Origin of the sequence: Leptospira saintgironsiae, assembly GCF_002811765.1 — a bacterium.
GTDB lineage: Bacteria > Spirochaetota > Leptospiria > Leptospirales > Leptospiraceae > Leptospira_B > Leptospira_B saintgironsiae.
The window spans coordinates 78958-98017 of the sequence record NZ_NPDR01000008.1; the positions used below are offsets into that span (position 1 = coordinate 78958).

The following is a 19060-nucleotide window of genomic DNA, read 5'->3' on the forward strand; positions in this document are numbered from 1 at the left end:
AAGAAGCTTGTCATAAAGTCTTCCCTACGTAAAGGAAAATCCCCGGGCCTGGAACGAAATACGTGCTTGAAAAAACGAGAAACCCTCCAGGAATAGAAGAGAAACGGGAAAAGGAAGCCCTCATAGAATGAGCATACTCGAAAAAATCAAATCCCTTGGGTTGGAACTCCCACCTGCTCCTAAGGCGATTGCAGCTTATATACCTGCCATACAAACAGGAAATTTGGTATTCACTTCCGGCCAATTACCTTTAAAAGATGGCAAGCTCATGCTTACAGGAACTTTGGGCGCTGGGCTTTCTATAGATGATGTGAAGGCTGCTACAGAACAAGCTGCGTTGAACGGGCTTGCAGCAATCGCAGGAGTGATTGGAGATTTGGATAAAATAAAGAGCATCGTAAAGATCGGAGTATTCGTTTCTTCCAGTCCTGATTTTATTGAACAACATCTTGTCGCAAATCATGCATCCAATCTTCTCTTAAGCATTTTTGGAGAAGCAGGACGTCATGCGCGCTTCGCGGTGGGAAATTCCGCTCTTCCATTAGGAGCTCCAGTAGAAGTAGAAATGACGGTTTCTTTAGGATGATCAAAAACCTTCTTAGAGATCTAAGTCTTGCATTACCTGCAACATCTGTAGTTTTAAATGGATGGAAAAGATTTCTTTCCCAACTTTTAGGAAGATTTATAGAATTCTATTCTGAAAAAAGTGGAAAGGAAAAGTTAATCTTTGTTTTAGCATTATTGCAGTTGTTTTTCAGCTTAGGAAGTTGGATCAATTATACTATCAATTTAGGCGTAGAATCCCAACAGGACCTAATCTCCAAACTAGGTAGCTTTATCGGAATAGAACCTAGTCGTAGCGGTTTAGAAGAAGTGAATGTAAGAACCGCGGCTAATATATTTTTCATCATTCCTTGCTTTTTGACATTCTTTTTCGGTGGTTTCTGGCGAAGTGAGTGGATTGGAAAAACAATCGTCATCCTCCAAGGATTTTTAGGGATATTATTACTTCTCGGGGTCTTATTGCCGGATGTATTCTTTGTAAGTTTTATAAGAGACCAAGACTATTATTATAATTTCAACTTTTATGCATTCTGTTCCGTGTGGATATTTACAACAATTTCTTCCATAACATTATGGAACTCTAAAATTTAAGTTAGTCTGATGGATACTTTCGACTGGGACTCCATCAGACATCCTTTATTTCTCACACTTAAGGTAACATTTTTCTCAACATTCTTCGCTGCATTGCTCGGAATATTTTTCGCGTATTGGATGTCCAAGCTTAGATTTTTTGGAAGAGCATTTGCAGATGCAATACTGACCTTACCGATGGTTCTTCCTCCCACAGTGCTTGGGTATTATCTATTGGTAGTATTCGGCAAAAAAGGAGTGCTTGGACATTTCCTTGTGGAGCAATTCCAATATTCTATATTATTTAATTTGCATGGAGCTATTTTAGCCTCCACAATTGTTTCTTTTCCATTAGTTTATAGATCTGTAAAAGCTGCCTTCGAAGATCTGGATCCAGAATATGAAGAGATTGCACTCACTCTGGGAAAATCTAAATGGGAAACTTTTTTAACTGTAATACTCCCACTTTCCTGGAGAGGAATTTTAGCAGGATCTATGATGGCTTACGCAAGAGGAATGGGAGAATTCGGCGCCACTCTGATGATCGCAGGAAATATTCCTGAAAAAACACAAACGATCGCACTTGCAATTTATGATTCCGTCCAATCCGGAAAAGACGAATTTTCTGTGGTCCTTGTATTCGTAGCATCCATTACTTGTGTATTGGTATTGACAATCTCCGGGATCTTACTTAAAAAATCTCATTGGTAAGGAATTATTAAGCGAATGATCAAAAGATTATATATACTACTCCCAGTTTTACTTCTGCTACTACAACCTCCTTCTTATGCACAAGAGAAGGAAAAAGAGATCACAATCTCAGCTGCATCTAGCTTAACCGATGTATTAAAAGAACTTGGAACAACATTCAAACAAAAAACAGGCATCAAAGCAGTATTCAATTTCGGATCTTCCGGAAGTTTATACCAACAAATAGAAAAAGGTGCCCCAGTAGATGTTTTCATCTCGGCAGATCAGGATATCGTAGATAAGGGAATCAAAGCAGAAGTTTTAGGATCTTCTACAAAAGTAATCTTACTCAAAAATACTTTAGTGCTCATCCAGCCTAAAACTAGCGAACTCAAGATCAAAAAATTAGAAGATCTACAATTACCCGAAATCAAAAAGATTGCGATCGGAAATCCAAGTTCTGTTCCTGCAGGAAAATACGCAGAAGAAGTTCTTACCAAGAACAACTTAAACATTTCCTTAAAAGAAAAGTTTATCCCTGCAGAAAACGTAAGACAAGTTTTGGATTACGTAGGAAGAGAAGAAGTAGAAGCTGGATTTGTTTACGTTACAGACGCAGCAATTGCAGAATCCAAAGTTAAGATCGCGCTTACATTAAGCGGACACAAGCCAATCTTATATCCAGGAATTTTAGTGACTGGAACTAAAAATTCAGAAGCAGCAAAATCCTTCTTGGAATTTTTAAAAAAATCTCCTGAAGCAAAAGATACATTTCTAAAATATAAGTTTATACTTCCTTAATGTCTTTAACCGTAGATATCCGAAAAAAACTCTCAGATGGAAATCGAAAATTCGAGCTGGATATTCAGTTCGAATTTTCGGGAGAATTTCAGGTATTATACGGTCCTTCTGGCGCTGGAAAAAGTCTCACCTTACGAGCATTAGCCGGTCTTTTAAAACCCGATTTTGGGAAAATATCTTTTGCAAATACCGTTTACTTTGACTCTTCTTCCAAAAAATATATTCCACCCCAAAAAAGAAATTTAGGTTATGTTCCTCAAAGTTATGGCTTATTTCCTCATCTCACGGTCAGAAAAAATATAGAATTCGGATTAAACAAATTTTTTCAATTCTCTACTAGCCCAAAAGACAAAGAAACAGTTTCTTATTTAATGAATTTATTCGAGATACAAGAAACTTCTGAAAGTTATCCAAAACATCTTTCTGGTGGGCAAAAACAAAGAGTGGCGATCGCAAGAGCACTTGCGAGAGATCCTAAAATTTTACTTTTAGATGAACCATTTGCAGCACTTCATACGGATCTAAGAGATAAGATGAGAGAAGAGCTAAAAAGTTTAAGGAAGAAGATCAGCATGCCAATTCTTTTGATCTCACATGATCCAAAAGATCTAGAATATTTCGGGTCTAATGCTCTTTATATGGAAGATGGTAAAATAATTAGCAATCGATCTTAGTAATCAAAAATCCCAAGATCCATTTTTGCTTCTTCAGAAGCCATAGCGCGAGGATCCCATTTAGGTGTCCAAACGACTTCCACATCTACAGAGTTAATACCCTCAACCCTAAGAGCGTTGTCTTGGATGTCTTTTTTCATTTGAGGACCTGCAGGACAAGCCATAGAAGTATAAGTCATTTCAATTCTCGCCTTATCACCTTCTACCTGGATCTTATAGATCAGACCTAACTCTGCCACGGATATACCTATCTCTGGATCTTCTACCCTATGGATCTCAGCATAGACCCTTTTTTCGATCTCTTGAGTTGGTTGTTCTAATAATTGCATCTAACAATTAGTCTATCCAAAGAGCGACTTCGTGTAAAGAATTTTAAGGCCTCTTTTATTTTCCTTCAGAATGGTTTTAAGAACGGAGCGCTTATACCAATGATCAGGATCAACCAGTTCGGTACTTTTAAGAAAGTCATCAAAACAAATAATATACAAAATACGAAAAGATCATACGCAGAATATACAGCAGAGGTGAATACAGGAGTGCAGAATGCTGCTAATAAAATTCCCAAAGCAGAAAACTGGATCGCATCAATCACAGTTCTCATCTTAGGATAATTTCGTATCTTCTCCCAAAGAGGAAAAAATCCAAATACCAAAAGAAAAGATGGAAGAAATATAAAAATAGTAGATAGGATCGCTCCGTTCCAACCTGAGATCATATAACCTAAATAAGAAGCAAATGTAAACAATGGGCCAGGCATCGCTTGAGCAGCCCCATATCCTGCTAAAAATTCTTCCTTTCCGACCCAACCTTGTCTTATCACTTCATTTTCTAATAAAGGAAGAACCACATGTCCTCCACCAAAAACTAATGCACCTGATCTATAAAATGAATCCGAGATCGCAAAAGACGATAACCCAGAGAATGATCCTAATAAAGGTAATAAAAAGAGAAGAAGGAAGAAAAATCCTAAGGACCAGAATGCGATCTTTTTAGGAATAGAGAAGGAAACAGAAACATAAGGAAGTTCAGATTCTTCTTTAAATAGAAAAAATCCAATGCCAGCTCCAATCAAAATTATGATCAGCTGAGTAAATGCACCCGAAAACACTAAGGCAAAAATTGCAGAGCCAATGACCATATATATCTTATAAGGATGATTTTTGGAATTCTTCCACATGGTCAAAATTGCATGAGCTACAACTGCAGCTGCGACCAATTTTAAACCGTGAACCCATTTCAAATCCGGAACTATATTCGATTTTAATAAAATTCCAAAACCAACCATCAATACGATAGAAGGAAGAGTAAATCCAATCCAAGCTATACATCCGGATTTCCAACCGGATCTAAGAGTTCCGATACAGATCCCCAATTGGCTACTTGCAGGACCTGGGAGAAATTGGCAAACCGCCAATAATTCTTTATAAACTTCTTCAGTGATCCATTTTTTGCGAATTACAAATTCTTGATAGAAATACGCTAAGTGAGCAGTGGGCCCGCCGAAAGAGATCAGACCAAGTTTTAAAAAAGTGAAGAAGACTTCTTTCATCCGAAAACACTATTTAGGCCCTGCGTGTCGACTCCGCAAGACCTTTCGGAAAATTTAATCCTCTACTGGTATCCAAATTTCTAATCCACCCATTCCTGTGACTGGATTGAATTCTTTACCGTATCTTTCTAAGTTTGCACCTTCGAAAGGTTTTACTCCAGAATCAGGAAACCATTTACCTGCTGCAGCAAATGTTGCTCTGATCCCAGCGATATGACCCTTATGAGTAAACACCGCATACTTTTGAGTAGGGATCTTTAATACCTGGAACTCTTTAGGTAAACCGGAAGAATTAGAAACTTCTACACCACACATATAATCGAAGTTACCTTCTGCATCGAAATTATAACAAACTCCGTAAGCAGCATCTCCGACTTGAGAAGGAATATTTCCGAGGTATGGTCCAAAACTTTGCCATTGGTTTGGAATTCCTGCAGGCATTTGACAATCGTAATGTTGTACAGTGCCTGCAAAAAGTCTAGGCGGAATAGTTTCGAATCTGGGTGGATCGATTTTAGGAATTGGTTCTGCGTTCAAGGTGATAGCCTCCACTAAGTTCACATTACCAAGATGGCCCTGGGACTTAAGTTGTTCAGGAGTGATCGAAAACTGATCTCTAAAAGCTCGAGTAAATGCTTCGTGAGATCCGTAACCAATATCCAAAGCGAGATCTAAAATATTGGATCCTTTTTCTACCAATATCTTTGCAGCCTCACTTAAACGTCGTCCTCTCAGATATCTCATCAAAGAAACTCCCATGGTTAAAGAGAAGGTTCGAGTTAAATGAAAGGGAGAAACCCCTGCATTCTTTGCTACATCTTCTAGAGAAATATCTTCTTTAGAATGACCTTCTATAAACCAGAGAGCCTTTTGAACAAAATCCATTATAGTCCTTGGTATTGTTTCCAATATCCTAAACTTTATATTTTACTCTTGCTTGATAGTTCTTGCGATCTGAGAAAAATTTCTATTTCCCGATCGCCTTTTCTAAAGTATTCCAGGCGAGTGTTGCACATTTAATACGAGCAGGGATTTTTTTCACTGCTTCCAAAGATTCCAGATCTTCATATTCTTCCGAAAAATTCGGGACCTTATCTTCTAAAAGCATTCCTTTAAATTGATGCAGAAGTGATTTTGCTTCCGAGATTGTTTTTCCGTAAAGACTGTCGGTAAGCATAGAAGCGGAGGCTTGGGAAATTGAACAACCCTTCCCCACAAAACTGATCTCAGAGATAATATCTCCATTCAGTTTAAGGTATAGTTCTACTTCGTCACCACAGAGAGGATTCACTCCCTCTTGATGAAGATGGAATTGTTCCATCTTTCCATGATGTCTTGGATTTTGGTAATGATCGAGTAGTACTTCTTGGTAAAGACTATCGCTTAAGGACACGGCCGAAAATCTCCTTCACCTTCTTTAGACCTACCAAAAGAGAATCTACGTCTTCTTTGGTATTATAAAGATAGAAAGAAGCGCGGCAGGTACCTGCGATCCCTTTGAAGTCCATAAACGGTTGGGCGCAATGATGTCCTACACGGATTGCGATCCCTTCTTCGTCCAGAATAGAACCTACATCGTGAGGGTGGACTCCGGGGAAATTGAAGGAAATCACTCCTCCTCTTTTGCTTAGATCGTTTGTTCCGTACAGTTCCAAACCGCCGAAATCTTCTAATCGATCCAAAGCATATTGTAGGAGTTCCAACTCGTGGTTTCTGATCTCTTGCATTCCTACTGATTCCAAATATTCTAGAGCAGCTCCGAATCCGATCACTCCGGAAATATTAGGAGTTCCAGCTTCTAATCTTGCAGGAAGATCCGCATAAGTGGATTTGTCCTTCCAAACTTTGGAGATCATATCCCCCCCTCCCATCCAAGGAGGCATTGTGTCTAAGATCTCTTCCTTAGCATAAAGAATTCCTACACCAGTCGGTCCGAGCATCTTATGAGCGGAGAATGCATAAAAATCAAAATCTTCTTTTTGAACGTTTGTCGGAAGATGGCAAATCCCTTGGGCACCATCTATCAACACTTTTGCTCCAACTTCTCTTGCTCTACGAATAATTGCAGAAAGATCGTGAATAGTTCCAGTCACATTGGACATCTGAGCAAGAGCGACTAACTTTACTCTTTCAGTGATGATCTCATCCAGATTAGTTAGATCCAAAGTAGAATCTTGGTTGAGAGGAATAAATTTTAAGACTGCTTGTTTTTCCTGGGCCAACATCTGCCAAGGAACTAAATTAGAATGGTGCTCTAATTCGGTGAGAACGATCTCATCACCTTCGTGGATATTGGTGCGTCCCCAAGACTGAGCAACTAGGTTGATGGATTCAGTAGTATTACGAGTAAATATAACTACCTTTGCGCAGGCAGCTCCTATAAATCTAGAAGTTTTGATACGGGCCATCTCATATTTTTCAGTAGCCTTTTGGGAAAGATAATACACTCCACGGTGAATGTTTGCATTCTCCGCTTCATAATATTTACGGATCGTATCTATAACAGACTTAGGCTTTTGAGAACTGGCAGCACTGTCCAGAAACACCAAGGGCTTGCCGTTCATCTGCGTAGATAGAATCGGAAAATCTCTGCGTATCTTTTCGAGATCAAAACTCAAAATTTCTGCTCTCCTCGGTTCCCCATGTCAATCCTCTAACTCCACTTCGACTTCGTCACCCACGATTCTAGTCTTATAGACTGGCAAATCTTCTACTGCAGGCATACAAAGTACCTTTCCGGTGCGAATATTAAACTTTGCAGAATGTCTTGGACAAACGATTACGTCCCCTTCCAATTCTCCTGAAGAAATATCCTCACCATCATGGGTGCAGAGATCTGCAAATGCACAGACTTCGTTCCCCAGTCTAGTCAACCCTACCCTATGGTAACGGGTTTCTGCTACGAAGATTTCCCCTTCTTTTAAATCGGAAAGTTTAGCTAGTTTCTGAAACTCACCCATTACTCGCCCAACATCCTAGATTCTATCATAGAGGATAATTCTTCGCGAACAGTTTCGGAAGGAAATTCTCGAACTACTTCGTTCAAAAATCCTTCTACGATCATTTTGCGGGCTTCTTCTTCCGAGATACCTCTGGAAGCTAAATAGAATAATTGCTCTTCGTCTATTTCTCCGACTGTGGCGCCGTGTTCACATTTAACACTGTCAGCGAATACTTCTAACTTGGGAATGGATTCAGCTCTTGCAGTTCTGTCTAGCAGAAGGTTATTATTGATCTGGATCGCACCCACATCTTTACAATTAGAAGGTATATGAAGGTTTCCTGTAAAAACATGATGAGCCTTCTCCCTTACAACCGTACGATATAAAATAGAACTTTGTGCATGACTTTCAGAATGAAGAATTCGAACTTCAGTGTCCTGGAATTCTCTCCCTTTTAAAGGAGAAAGTGCCACATAACGTGTCCAACATCCTTTTCCGGCAACATTCGTATCATAGAAAGATTTGCCTTTATATCCGCCCCAAGAAGCAAGACTCGCATGAAATTTGGAATCTTTTTCTTGGATCCCGTATGTAGATCTAAAATGAAAAGTAGAGTCTCCCAAATTTTCCAAACTAGAATATTGGAAATCTCCATTAGGAGGAGTAAGAAGAATAGTAACTCCACTCATGAGCACCAGATCTTTCTGAGAAGGTGATTCCCATCTCTCTAGAAAATTAGACTTTGCTCCCGGAAAAACATCCACGATCAGAAGTGGAAGAATGATATTTCCATCCTTACATTCAACCTTGATCTCAGGAAAAGAAGAAGGATCCGAACTAAGTTGCACATAATACGCGTGAGTGAACCTGGAAAATACAAAAAGTGGAAACCAGTCTTTAGAATAAAATGAAACTGCAGGTCCTAGTTTTTTCAGAACTTCTGAAAGTTTTTCAGGAGGAAGATCCTGTAATTTAGTAACCTTTGCATTTCCGGAAACAGTTACAGAAGAATCAGGACAAACTTTTGTATATTCTGAAATTTTAAAATTAGAAAGACTGATCTTTCTCCAAGACTCTAAAGAAGAATCCGGAAAAGAAGCTAAACCCAAAAGTTTTTCGGCGTTCGTACGGAATTCAGTAAGAATGGATGGTTCCTTCTTCTCCTTGATATATTCCGAAATAGATTCCGCCAAAAGCATTCCTTTAGTTCGCTCCGTTTAGGATCCAATCGTATCCTTTTTCTTCTAATTCAAGAGCGAGTTCACTTCCGCCGGTTTTCAAGATCTTACCTTGTGCAAAAACGTGAACAAAATCAGGAGTCACATAATTTAACATTCTTTGGTAATGTGTAATCAGAAGAATGGATCTTTCTGTGGATTTGTTTTTAGTAATCCCTTCGCTGATAATTCTAAGTGCATCAATATCCAAACCAGAATCAGTCTCGTCCAGAACGGAAAGTTTAGGTTTGAGAAGGGTCATTTGAAGGATCTCATTCCTTTTTTTCTCTCCGCCGGAAAATCCATCGTTCACATATCTTCCGATCCAAGTATCAGGAACTTCTAATAAAGCAGTGGCCTCTTTGAGTTCTTTACGGAATTCTTTTACAGGTAAGTCCTTGCCTCGAACTGATTTTAAAATAGTGCGTAAAAAATTTCCGATAGTTACGCCAGGGATACTTGTTGGGTATTGGAAACAAAGAAAGATACCTGCTCTGGCTCTTTCGTCTGTTGGTTTTTCAAGAAGGGATTCCCCTCTGAAAAATATATCCCCGGAGATCACCTTATATTTTGGGTGACCCATGATGACATTTGATAATGTACTTTTTCCGGATCCGTTTGGACCCATGATGGCATGGACTTCTCCCTCGCTAATAGTGAGGTCGACTCCCTTTAGGATTTCCTGAACTTCACCGGATTCGGTTTCCACTCCGGCGCGAAGATTTGAAATTTTGAGTAGTTCCGCCACGTATAGGACCCCTGCCTAGGACTATGTTTTTATGCCTGAGGCGGAGATCAATAGGAAAGATGTTTGGAAGGCGAGACTTCAGTAGGATTCCCAGTCCAGGCGGAGAATAAGAACGTGATTCTCGCCCAGATTCAGGGTGAATAAGACATATTGACGTTTGGTTTCTATATCATGGAAAGGTTCCGTAAATCCAGAAACTCGGCTAGAATGATAGGTTTCTGCCTTATGACGGATGAAGAAAGGTTTCCAAGCGTAGTTATTCCCGACCTCGGTGAGCAATCTTGTCCAAGGAAGATCGTAAGCTTCTCTTTTGAAAGTAGGAGTTACTTGATAACCATGCATATCACACACAAGAACAGAGGTGGTTTCCAAAGGAAGTCTGTCCAAAATACCATTCAATGCATCTGCCATCTTTTCTTCTGAAGAAGTTTCGAGATCTTTGAATAAGTCCACGAACTGATCCAAGAAAGATTGTTCTTTTCTAAGATTCTCCAGAATTTCTAAGAACCTAAGTCCGGAAAATTTTTCGAGAGAAGTTTTAAGAGTTTTATTAAAACGTTTTTTGTCCTGGAAGTCGAGAGCAGGACGAGAGAAGTAAAAACCTTGGAGAAGATTTGCTCCCATGGACAGGGCCAGATATAATTCTTCTTCGTTTTCAACACCTTCGAATAGAAGTTGAGACCCTAATCTTTGGGACATTTCAGAAATTGCAGACAAAACATTTTTGAAAGAGCGTCTGTTCAAACTCTCTCTCATAATTTTTATGTCCACTTTCATGATATCTGGATGAATATAACCGATCCTTTCCAAATTGGAAAAACCGACCCCAAGATCATCTACTGCGATCTTGATCCCTCTTTCTCTGAAAAGGCTTACTATGTATAAAAGTTTTTCAATATTCCCTTCGAATTTATCTTCTGTGATCTCTAAAACTAGATCATTCGGGTTAATATCATACTTATCTATAAGATGAAGAATATGCAGACGTTTGATATCCAACACTTCTCCCGTGTAAACCATGGAGAGAAAATTGGGCATCATGTTCAGGAAAATTTTAGTCTTAAGACCAGTTTCTTTCACATGTTTGATCGCTTTTTCACGAATGATACGATCAATATGAACTAAACGTACAGCATCCGTATCCGGATTATGAAAATGATAACCAAGAGAATGATATTGATTTGATTCAGGAGAAAATACTCTGCCCAAAACCTCGTAACCTATAATATTACGATTACCGACGTCTAAGATCGGCTGGTAGTGAGGGGTATAATAACCTTCTCCCAGAGATAGAATTTGTTGTGACTCGTATTCGGCGAGCATGCAGAATCCCTCACTACTAGAATCCGGTTGAAGTATACACACAAGCATATTTCCCTGAAACTGTGTTAGGAATGAAGACGAAAGCTTGGAAAATTCCCCTTTTTTTCTTATTCTTTTCCTACATTATGGCAAATTATTTGTTTTCTTTTGTTACAAAGCCCCGTCTCAGCAGAGTTTTTATTCAAGAAAAAAGAGCGACTAATCGCAATTAGATGAACTACCTATGAAAGAACATTTAGGCTCCATTCTTCACCCTTCCACATTAGAACCATTGTTTGGAAAATATTTCGGTCCAGTGCAGATTGATAATTCCAAAGAATATAATGCAGGACTCTTTTCAAAATTTAGATCCATAGACTCAGTTCTCGTAGATATACTAAGTGAAAAAATCTTTTTAGAACTTAGGATCTACGCAACCAAGTTCAAATCAGGCGCAAATCTCCTACTCTGGAATAGAGAGACTGGAAATCTACAGGAAATATCTCTTTTAGAAAGTGGGACTTCTTCTTTTATACACCAAGGAAGTTTTAAGAACGGTTATTGGAGTTTTACTAAATCAGACAAAAGATTCAATTTCAGATTAGATGAAAATATCCGCCAAGGTTATACACATTCAGCCATCTGGGAAAAAAATCTTAACTTTCAATTAGATGCACTTGCTTATACTGGAGATAAAAATAAGGGAAGCTGGTTCACTCAAATCTCCCCTTCCGGAAAAGATTGGGTCTTTAAAAATCATTCTCCTGATTTAAGGGTAGAAGGTCAACTCTCCTGGAATGATCTATCTGTTTCTCTAGAAAATGGACTTTTATCTTATACGGTTTTTAAAGGATATAGCTCCGAAGCTTTCCCTTTAGAAAATAGGATCTATCTAAATGTTTCTGCAAAGAAAAAGATCCATCTCTATTTGGAAGATGAAATACTCGTTTGGACAAATGGAGAAGTTTCTAATCTGGGAAATGCTGTTTGGTCTGGAAACGGGAAACGTAAAATTGTCCAAGATCAAAATTCTAAACTCGAACTTACGTTAGAACCTGAAATAGAAGCGAGCTTTTCCCGTCCCAAAAACTTTGGAACTGAAAAGTTTATAAAAACATTATATACAGTTTCAGGATGGATCAAGACCAAATCCAAAAAGGAAAAGGTCTCTGATGGAATTGCAATTTTAGAGAAAGTTCAAAAAACTTAGCTCAAGCAAAGTCGCGAAGTAAAAAGTTTTATCAGGAAGCGATCAGAAGATCTAAAACGGTTTTACCGTCCATTTCTCCAGTGATCGGATTCATCGCTCTTTCAGGGTGAGGCATCATACCTGCCACTTTGAAATCAGGAGAACAGATCCCAGCGATATCGTCCAAACTTCCATTCGGATTATCTCCTGCGTAAAGGAACAGAATGCGACCTTCGTCTTTCAATTGTTTGCGGATATCTGCAGAAGCAAAATAACATCCGTCTCCATGAGCTACAGGAACTCTTAAGATCTTATCATCAGCTAAACCACCGCTGATCTTATTTGAGTTAGAAGCTTTTTTAAGACCTATAGTCCTACAAACATACTTTAGATTTCTGTTACGTATTAATGCACCTGGAAGATAACCAGCTTCCGCCAAAATTTGGAATCCATTGCAGATCCCGAATAATTTTCCACCACGATCAGTATGTTCTTTTACTGATTTCATTACCGGAGAAAAAGGAGCCATTGCTCCTGATCTAAGATAATCTCCGTAGGAAAATCCTCCCGGAAGAATCACCAGATCATATTTTTCGGAGAATTGGTCTTTATGCCAAACCTTGTCTACTTTCGCAGAATAGAATTCTGAGAGAACTCTTACGATATCATTATCACAATTTGAACCTGGAAAAGTGACTACCGCTGCTTTCATTCCGTTACGATCTCCGAACGATAAGTTTCAATCACATGATTTACTAAAAGTTTTTCGCAAAGATTTGCAACTGTCTTCTTTGCGGTTTCGAGATCTGGAGAATCCAATTTAACCTCGATATATTTTCCAACTCGAACGTCTTGGACAGATTTTTCGCCAAGTTCTTGTAGAGTGGATTTTACAGTGTTCCCTTGAGGATCGAGAACTGATTCTTTTAGAGTTACGTTAATTCTTGCGATAAACATTTTAATAGTCGGTCCTGTATTTCCTTATATGCCGCTTGCAATTCCACAATCAGACTTTCCGGCAAATCCGGAGCTGGAGGAACTTTATTCCATCCGGATTTCTCCAGATAGTTCCTTAAGATCTGTTTGTCCATGCTGGGCGGAGTGGTCCCGATAACATAAGATTCTTTCGCCCAGTACCGAGAAGAATCCGGAGTCAAAATCTCGTCGATCAAGATGACCTTATCTTCCGAAATCCCGAATTCGAATTTGGTGTCGCAGAGCAAAATCCCGGCCCCAGCTACCAGTTCAGCGGCCCTGGTATAGAGGGAAATCGATTTTTCCTTCAAAATAGAGAAGAGTTCGGATCCGATCTCGTTTTTCATTCTCTCTTCAGAGATGTTCTCATCGTGGCCTGTATCGTTTTTGATCGCAGGAGTAAAACTTGGTTCAGGCAGCTTTTCGGATTCTTTCAAACCTGGAGGAAGTTTTTTAAAAGCAAGAGTGCCATCTTGATTGTATTCTTTCCAACCAGAACCGGAAAGATAACCGCGGACCACACATTCAAAGTCGATCCGCTTACATTTTTTAACAAGAACAGACCGATCCTTTAGATCTGGATGATCTTTATATGGAGAAGGGAATTTAGAAACATCAGTCTCTATGATATGATTCGGAATATCCTTAAAGTAGGAAAACCATTCTGCGGAGATCTTATTTAAAACTTTTCCTTTGCCAGGAACGATCTGACTAAAGACAACATCGAATGCAGAAACTCGATCTGTAGAAGATAATATTAGGGAATTTCCTAAATCGTATACGTCTCTGACTTTGCCAATATAAGAAGGTTTTGGGAGTTCACTCATCCTTGGATAACCATGAGAGCGATATCATCGTCGTGGGTCATGTTCCCCGAATGAGCCAATATTCTTTCCAAAGAGAAATTTAAGATATCTTCCTTGGATTCAACAGCTTCTTTCAGGATCTTCTTCAGACTTTCTTCGCCCAAAATATTATAGTTCTCATCCGTTATTTCAGTGGCCCCGTCTGTGTAAAGTAATAGAGAAGCGCCTTTTTCCAAGACTACAGATCTAAACTCATCTTCTGTCCCGAGCTCTATTGGAATAATTAAAGGCCCCATACCAGGCAATTCTTCTACATTACCTTTATAGTACAATAGCGGAGGCGGATGACCTCCGTTCGCATATTCGAATGTACCTTTTTTATCAAGAATACCGTAGAAGAATGTGATGGAAAAATCTTCTGGTAGGATCTTCTCCAATTGTTGGCGAAGAGTTTTTACTTTTTCAACAAGAGTATTACTTCTTCCTAAATTGGAAACCTGCATCTTCACCATCGCAGAAAGAAGTGCTGCAGAAGGACCATGGCCGGAACAATCTGCGATAAACACATGGAGTTTATCTTCTTCTATCCAAGCATCTATAAAGTCTCCACCGATTTGCATCAAAGGATGGAAGACTGAATTCACACTGAAGCCGTTCCACTCTAATTGTTTTTCAGGCACGAGCTCCTGTTGCACCCTTCTCGCCATCACCAATTCTTTTTCGTATTTTTTCTTTTGGTGTAGAAGTTCGTCCTGAAGATTTTTGATACGTATAAATGCTCTTATCTTTGCGACTAATTCTTTAGGTTGGAAAGGTTTATGAAGAAAGTCGTCTCCGCCGTGTGTGATTGCCTCGTCAAATCCGAGCTCTCTATTATAAGCGGTGATAAATAAAATAGGAAGAAGATTGAATCTATCTATCTCTCTAAGTTCCTTACAGAAAGAAAATCCGTCCTGCCCCGGCATACTCACATCTAAAAGAAGTACATCTACCTGATTGGTCGCAAGAAGTGTGCGTGCCTCTTCCGTATTCATAGCAGTTAAAACCTGGAAGCCCAGAGGTTTTAAAGTATGAACTAAAAGTTTAAGGTTGATATCCGAATCATCGACCGCAAGGATAGAATAGTCGGAATAATTCAACTGGCTCTCTTGCTTCTCTCTATCCACGATCCTTCCTTATCATTACAAAATCCGTATTTTATAAAATTGAGTGAATTTTTCAATCCAACAATTCTTCTCTCACCGCTTTGATCTTATCCAAACGATAAACAATTCTGTATAAGATCAAAAAAAGTATATGATATGCCAAAATCCCCAACCAAAAAGAGATCCTCATATCAGGATCCATTCCCTTTTTTCCTAATACAGAAGAAGGGTGATTTCCAGGATTGTCCATCCAACGAATTGCTCCCCAGGTTAAGATAGCATTCACGCTGCAGAACAAACTTAAAAAAGCGGAGAAGATATACTTTTTAGTTTGGTCCAGAACTAAAAAACGTAATAGGAAATACGCCACAAGACTAAGTACTAAAACAAAAAAAGAATTTAAACGAGCGTCAGTACTGTCCCAAGGAGTTCCCCAAGCAAGATAAGCCCAGATCGGCCCCGAAAATAAAACTCCAATCGCAAACAGAAGAGAGATCTTATTTGCAGAAAGTGAAAGTGTGTCCCAGGTCCGCTTCTTTGTTACCAAATAGGCAACCGCGCAGATAGAAGAAATTCCAGGACCATACAAAGCCACCCACGCAACTGGCACGTGAAAATAAAAAATCCGGTGAGAGATTCCCTGCTCTAAGATCACATTCGGATAATATAGACCCAGAAGCACTGCAAACGGAAAAATCGATAAAAACAAAAGAGAGAGTATCCAGTCCCAGGCGGGATGCAGGAGGCGAATATTCATACGCTTGGAAGTGTGCAGGTATCCGCAAATTGTATCAACAAGAATCCTATTCGTCGGAAGTCATTTCTACCAGAAGTGCGCCCATAGAACCATAAAAAACTGCGAATGCCAGAAGTAGAGCAAAGGAACCGACCAAGGCAGAAAAAGGTTGGGAGATAAATTTTCTCTCCGCTTCCATTCCGTATAAAAATACTGGAATAGAAAGAGGCACAAGAAGTAACGGAAGAAGTATCTCTTTCAGACGGGAAGATAAACTAATATGAGAAAGACAAACTCCCAAAAAGGAAAGGCATAATAGACCAGGAAAAAAGAATACGATCTGTCTTCCGAATTCATTTATATCCGCAGGAAATGCGGAGAACATGAGAGCAAAAAGTCCCATCAAATAAATTGCAGTCGCAGACAATGCAATAAACACTAAAATCGATTTAGAAAAATATAAAACCCAAGGAGAAATAAAAAGTCTACTCGCGGTTCCTCCACCTGCTTCTCTTTCTTCCCATGTAAATTGGCCGACTAATACGAATGATGCAACAAATAGAATGGCCCATTTTAATCCTATCAGCGCAACTAAATCAATTTTACCGTTTCTCTCCAAAGCATAATGGAATAAAAACACCATCGCAGAAACTAAAACGAGTAAGGATAAAATTCCATTACTTGCTTTTCCTAAAAGCCGGAATTCTTTTCGGATAAGAGATAAAATTGCTCTCATTTGGGATTTTCTCCCAATTCCAAAAGTCTGGACTTTGCATTTAAACTAAAATTTGGATCGTGAGTTACCATGATAATAGAAGAAGAATCCAGGACATTCTCCAAGACTGATCTTGCCTTGGATTCTCCTTCACTGTCCAAAGCAGTCAAAGGTTCGTCTAAAAGATAAAGATCCACGTTAGGCAAAAGAGCTCGAACTAATGCTGCCTTCTGCTTCATTCCTCTTGAAAAAGAAGAAACTGGGTCTTTTCTTCTTTGCCAAAGACGAAAATCTTTCAACCAAGAAATAATCTGATCTTCTGGGCGACAATCTCCAGCAATACCTCTGAAATATTCTAGATTTTCTTCTAGACTAAGAGTAGTATATAAGCCCAGATCATGACCTAGATAAGAAAGTTTTATGGATTTGGAAGAATGGAATTTGATCTGGTCCTTGAATTTATCGTGTTGTAGGATAGACTTGAGCAAAGTAGTCTTTCCTGAGCCGTTCATTCCCCTCACAAATAAAACTTCGTTCGGAAAAACGGAGAAGGAAACGTTCTTTAAAACCGATTTTCGTCCGATACTGTACGATAGGTTAGAACATTCCAATACTGGAATCGATGTTTGTAATGGGACCAATGAGGACAATTTCCCTTTTAAAAGAGTATTTACAAGGCTTAAATTTTGCCAAGTTACTCTGCATATTCCTATTATTGATCTTTCCCAATATAACATTTGCACAATTCAAAATTGGAGATTCTGAATACGCAGGTATACTCTGGGGAGAGAATGATTTTTTAGATCCTGAGTTTTACCAAGACGGAAGTCTTGCCAGATCGGAGCAGGACTTTATAGTAGCAGCGGGCCGACATTGGAAGGGCGCCCCTCCTCCATCCAAAGCAAGTTTTGAATACGAAGGGAAACAGATCACCAATAGCGGGATCTTCAATAATGAAGCAGTAGGCTTACTACAGTCTGCAGATCCCAAAAAAAGGGAGAAGGCAATCTCGATGTTAGAAGCTGGAATGAGATTCGATCCTTCCTTCTTCGCATTTAGATATAATTTAGGAAGAGCCTATCATATAGAAAAAAAATACCAAAAAGCGATCTTTCAATATGAATACGCAATCGCAGAAGTTCCTAAATATTATAGAACTTATATGCATTTGGGAGTTTTGTATGAGCTTCTAAACGAACAAATACAAGCAGTCATATATTATAAAAAAGCGGTCGAGCTGAATCAGTTCCAAACAGAGGCGCTTGTCCTTCTTGCAGAACATTATATAAGAACAGATCTTAAGAATAGAGCCCAGATTTATATTAAAAAAGCGTTAACCATAGACCAGAATAGCCCTGATGCTAAGCTTGGACTCGCACGTCTGGAGATTATGGGCGGTAGAGATTACTACGCCTATAAGATATTCCGGAACACCGATCTATACGATGAACAAGGAAAGAAGAGGCCTTATAATAAAAAATTTCATTTTTATTTTGCCGAGACAGCAAGTAAGATCGGCGATTATGTCACGGCTGCAAAAGAATATGAAGAGTTGCTAAAATTCCCCAACGACCCTTTCTTTACTGAATTCTCACTTAAAATTATAGAAAGAAGAAGGGACCTGGCAAAAAGATTCGCAGAGATCAAGGCCGCAGACGAGGAAGCCGAGAAAGAAGGGCAATAATCCAAACCCGAAAAAGACTTGGCAAATCGAAATAATCCGTCCAATCTTACGGACGGAGGATCCAATGAAAAACCAAACCAGGCTTTTCGCTTTGGCGACCCTCTTCTTCTTCGTTCCGTTATTGGCCCAACAAAAACAGAAGGTCAATGAGGCGGACGTATTTCAGGACGAAACAAGCGAGTACACTAAGTCCCTTAAAAAAATCATCGTAGGTCTGGAAACAACGATCAACGAAAGATTAAAAGACTTAGAGCGCAAACACGATATACTCGTGGTCTTGATGCCGAAGTATGAGAAACGCCAAACCATTGTCACGGAAGACATTCCTTTCCAAGTTCAGGACGGTTACGAAAGCAATTTGTTTAAGTACATCACCTTCCAGTTCAACAGCGGAAAGGTATCCGATATCACCTTAGCATCCGAAAGTAAAAGGATCTATTACGAGGTGATGTTCGAGAATAAAAAAATTGTCTTTAAACCGGCAGATTTAAAATCGAGCGAGGTTACTCACGAAGTTTTTGAAAAAACAGAGATAACCAGACTCAACGAGATGTCTCTCGAAAACCAGATCAAAGCTCTCAGATTGTTAGAAGCAAGTCTTCGTTCTTCCATTTACAGGATAGACATTCTATTAGCTTTGTATAAGGACAAAAAAGACCGCAAAAACTTGTATCATATAGAGTTCTAAAAGATTCTTTAGATCTAAGTTTTGTTTAAACCCTGGGGTGTTCACTCTGGGGTTTTTTATTTGTG

24 protein-coding genes are annotated in these 19060 nt (G+C 39.1%); 8 read left to right on the plus strand and 16 right to left on the minus strand.

Annotated features, from left to right (window positions below; genetic code table 11):
* Positions 1–127: 127 nt before the first annotated feature.
* From CH362_RS16135 to CH362_RS16155, 5 genes are read left to right on the plus strand one after another with little or no spacing between them, the layout of a single operon-like run.
* Positions 128–586, plus strand: coding sequence for a RidA family protein (locus CH362_RS16135; protein ID WP_100711355.1), 459 nt, complete (start codon positions 128–130; stop codon positions 584–586).
* On the plus strand, positions 583–1155 hold the full coding sequence (locus CH362_RS16140; RefSeq protein ID WP_100711356.1) for a hypothetical protein: 573 nt from the start codon (positions 583–585) through the stop codon (positions 1153–1155). The genes CH362_RS16135 and CH362_RS16140 overlap by 4 nt, the downstream gene beginning before the upstream one ends.
* Positions 1156–1164: 9 nt before the next feature.
* Positions 1165–1845, plus strand: coding sequence for a molybdate ABC transporter permease subunit (gene modB, locus CH362_RS16145; protein ID WP_100711357.1), 681 nt, complete (start codon positions 1165–1167; stop codon positions 1843–1845).
* 15 nt (positions 1846–1860) lie between these two features.
* Positions 1861–2625, plus strand: a complete 765-nt coding sequence (gene modA / locus CH362_RS16150; RefSeq protein ID WP_100711358.1) for a molybdate ABC transporter substrate-binding protein — start codon at positions 1861–1863, stop codon at positions 2623–2625.
* Positions 2625–3299, plus strand: coding sequence for an ATP-binding cassette domain-containing protein (locus CH362_RS16155; protein WP_100711359.1), 675 nt, complete (start codon positions 2625–2627; stop codon positions 3297–3299). Before modA ends, CH362_RS16155 begins: the two co-directional genes overlap by 1 nt.
* Here CH362_RS16155 and CH362_RS16160 read toward each other — a convergent pair.
* From CH362_RS16160 to CH362_RS16200, 9 genes are all read right to left on the minus strand, one after another.
* Complete coding sequence (locus CH362_RS16160) at positions 3296–3628, minus strand: metal-sulfur cluster assembly factor (RefSeq protein ID WP_100706353.1); 333 nt, start codon at positions 3626–3628, stop codon at positions 3296–3298. The genes CH362_RS16155 and CH362_RS16160 overlap by 4 nt on opposite strands.
* 65 nt (positions 3629–3693) lie before the next feature.
* Entirely contained in the window at positions 3694–4848 is a 1155-nt protein-coding gene (gene chrA / locus CH362_RS16165; RefSeq protein ID WP_100711360.1) for a chromate efflux transporter, read from the minus strand.
* Positions 4849–4902: 54 nt separating this feature from the next.
* Positions 4903–5733, minus strand: coding sequence for an AraC family transcriptional regulator (locus CH362_RS16170; RefSeq protein WP_100711361.1), 831 nt, complete (start codon positions 5731–5733; stop codon positions 4903–4905).
* A gap of 82 nt (positions 5734–5815) precedes the next feature.
* Positions 5816–6241 (minus strand): Fe-S cluster assembly sulfur transfer protein SufU, encoded by a 426-nt coding sequence (sufU, locus tag CH362_RS16175; RefSeq protein ID WP_100711362.1) that lies wholly within the window; start codon positions 6239–6241, stop codon positions 5816–5818.
* Complete coding sequence (locus tag CH362_RS16180; RefSeq protein ID WP_100711363.1) at positions 6225–7466, minus strand: cysteine desulfurase; 1242 nt, start codon at positions 7464–7466, stop codon at positions 6225–6227. The genes sufU and CH362_RS16180 overlap by 17 nt, the downstream gene beginning before the upstream one ends.
* A gap of 27 nt (positions 7467–7493) precedes the next feature.
* A complete protein-coding gene (locus tag CH362_RS16185) occupies positions 7494–7808 on the minus strand; it encodes a non-heme iron oxygenase ferredoxin subunit (RefSeq protein WP_100711364.1) in 315 nt (104 codons plus the stop codon).
* The gene (locus CH362_RS16190) at positions 7808–8989 is read right to left on the minus strand and encodes a SufB/SufD family protein (RefSeq protein WP_100711365.1); all 1182 of its coding nucleotides are present in this window, start codon (positions 8987–8989) and stop codon (positions 7808–7810) included. The genes CH362_RS16185 and CH362_RS16190 overlap by 1 nt, the downstream gene beginning before the upstream one ends.
* A 4-nt stretch (positions 8990–8993) precedes the next feature.
* On the minus strand, positions 8994–9755 hold the full coding sequence (sufC, locus tag CH362_RS16195; protein ID WP_100711366.1) for a Fe-S cluster assembly ATPase SufC: 762 nt from the start codon (positions 9753–9755) through the stop codon (positions 8994–8996).
* A gap of 78 nt (positions 9756–9833) precedes the next feature.
* Positions 9834–11078, minus strand: a complete 1245-nt coding sequence (locus CH362_RS16200) for an EAL domain-containing protein (RefSeq protein ID WP_100711367.1) — start codon at positions 11076–11078, stop codon at positions 9834–9836.
* 223 nt (positions 11079–11301) lie between these two features.
* Here CH362_RS16200 and CH362_RS16205 point away from each other — a divergent pair, with 223 nt between their 5' ends.
* Positions 11302–12267: a DUF2804 domain-containing protein gene (locus tag CH362_RS16205; RefSeq protein WP_100711368.1), complete on the plus strand. Its 966-nt coding sequence runs from the start codon at positions 11302–11304 to the stop codon at positions 12265–12267.
* A 31-nt stretch (positions 12268–12298) separates the two neighbouring features.
* On the opposite strand, the gene purQ is transcribed toward CH362_RS16205, so the two are convergent.
* The 7 genes from purQ to CH362_RS16240 are packed head-to-tail and all read right to left on the minus strand — an operon-like array spanning position 12299 to position 17360.
* A complete protein-coding gene (gene purQ / locus CH362_RS16210; RefSeq protein WP_100711369.1) occupies positions 12299–12958 on the minus strand; it encodes a phosphoribosylformylglycinamidine synthase subunit PurQ in 660 nt (219 codons plus the stop codon).
* Positions 12955–13203, minus strand: coding sequence for a phosphoribosylformylglycinamidine synthase subunit PurS (gene purS / locus CH362_RS16215; RefSeq protein ID WP_008593368.1), 249 nt, complete (start codon positions 13201–13203; stop codon positions 12955–12957). Before purS ends, purQ begins: the two co-directional genes overlap by 4 nt.
* Complete coding sequence (locus CH362_RS16220; RefSeq protein ID WP_100711370.1) at positions 13179–14048, minus strand: phosphoribosylaminoimidazolesuccinocarboxamide synthase; 870 nt, start codon at positions 14046–14048, stop codon at positions 13179–13181. Before CH362_RS16220 ends, purS begins: the two co-directional genes overlap by 25 nt.
* Complete coding sequence (locus CH362_RS16225; protein ID WP_100711371.1) at positions 14045–15193, minus strand: PP2C family protein-serine/threonine phosphatase; 1149 nt, start codon at positions 15191–15193, stop codon at positions 14045–14047. The genes CH362_RS16220 and CH362_RS16225 overlap by 4 nt, the downstream gene beginning before the upstream one ends.
* Positions 15194–15245: 52 nt before the next feature.
* Positions 15246–15929, minus strand: coding sequence for a cytochrome c biogenesis protein CcsA (ccsA, locus tag CH362_RS16230; protein WP_100711372.1), 684 nt, complete (start codon positions 15927–15929; stop codon positions 15246–15248).
* Positions 15930–15975: 46 nt separating this feature from the next.
* Entirely contained in the window at positions 15976–16644 is a 669-nt protein-coding gene (locus CH362_RS16235) for a heme exporter protein CcmB (protein ID WP_100711373.1), read from the minus strand.
* A complete protein-coding gene (locus tag CH362_RS16240) occupies positions 16641–17360 on the minus strand; it encodes an ABC transporter ATP-binding protein (protein ID WP_425269075.1) in 720 nt (239 codons plus the stop codon). Before CH362_RS16240 ends, CH362_RS16235 begins: the two co-directional genes overlap by 4 nt.
* Between CH362_RS16240 and CH362_RS16245 the strand changes: the two genes are divergently transcribed.
* Both CH362_RS16245 and CH362_RS16250 read left to right on the plus strand, forming a co-directional pair.
* Complete coding sequence (locus tag CH362_RS16245) at positions 17264–18307, plus strand: tetratricopeptide repeat protein (RefSeq protein ID WP_100711375.1); 1044 nt, start codon at positions 17264–17266, stop codon at positions 18305–18307. The two genes, CH362_RS16240 and CH362_RS16245, sit on opposite strands and share 97 nt — an antisense overlap.
* A gap of 64 nt (positions 18308–18371) precedes the next feature.
* On the plus strand, positions 18372–18995 hold the full coding sequence (locus CH362_RS16250) for a hypothetical protein (protein ID WP_100711376.1): 624 nt from the start codon (positions 18372–18374) through the stop codon (positions 18993–18995).
* Positions 18996–19060 lie beyond the last annotated feature (65 nt).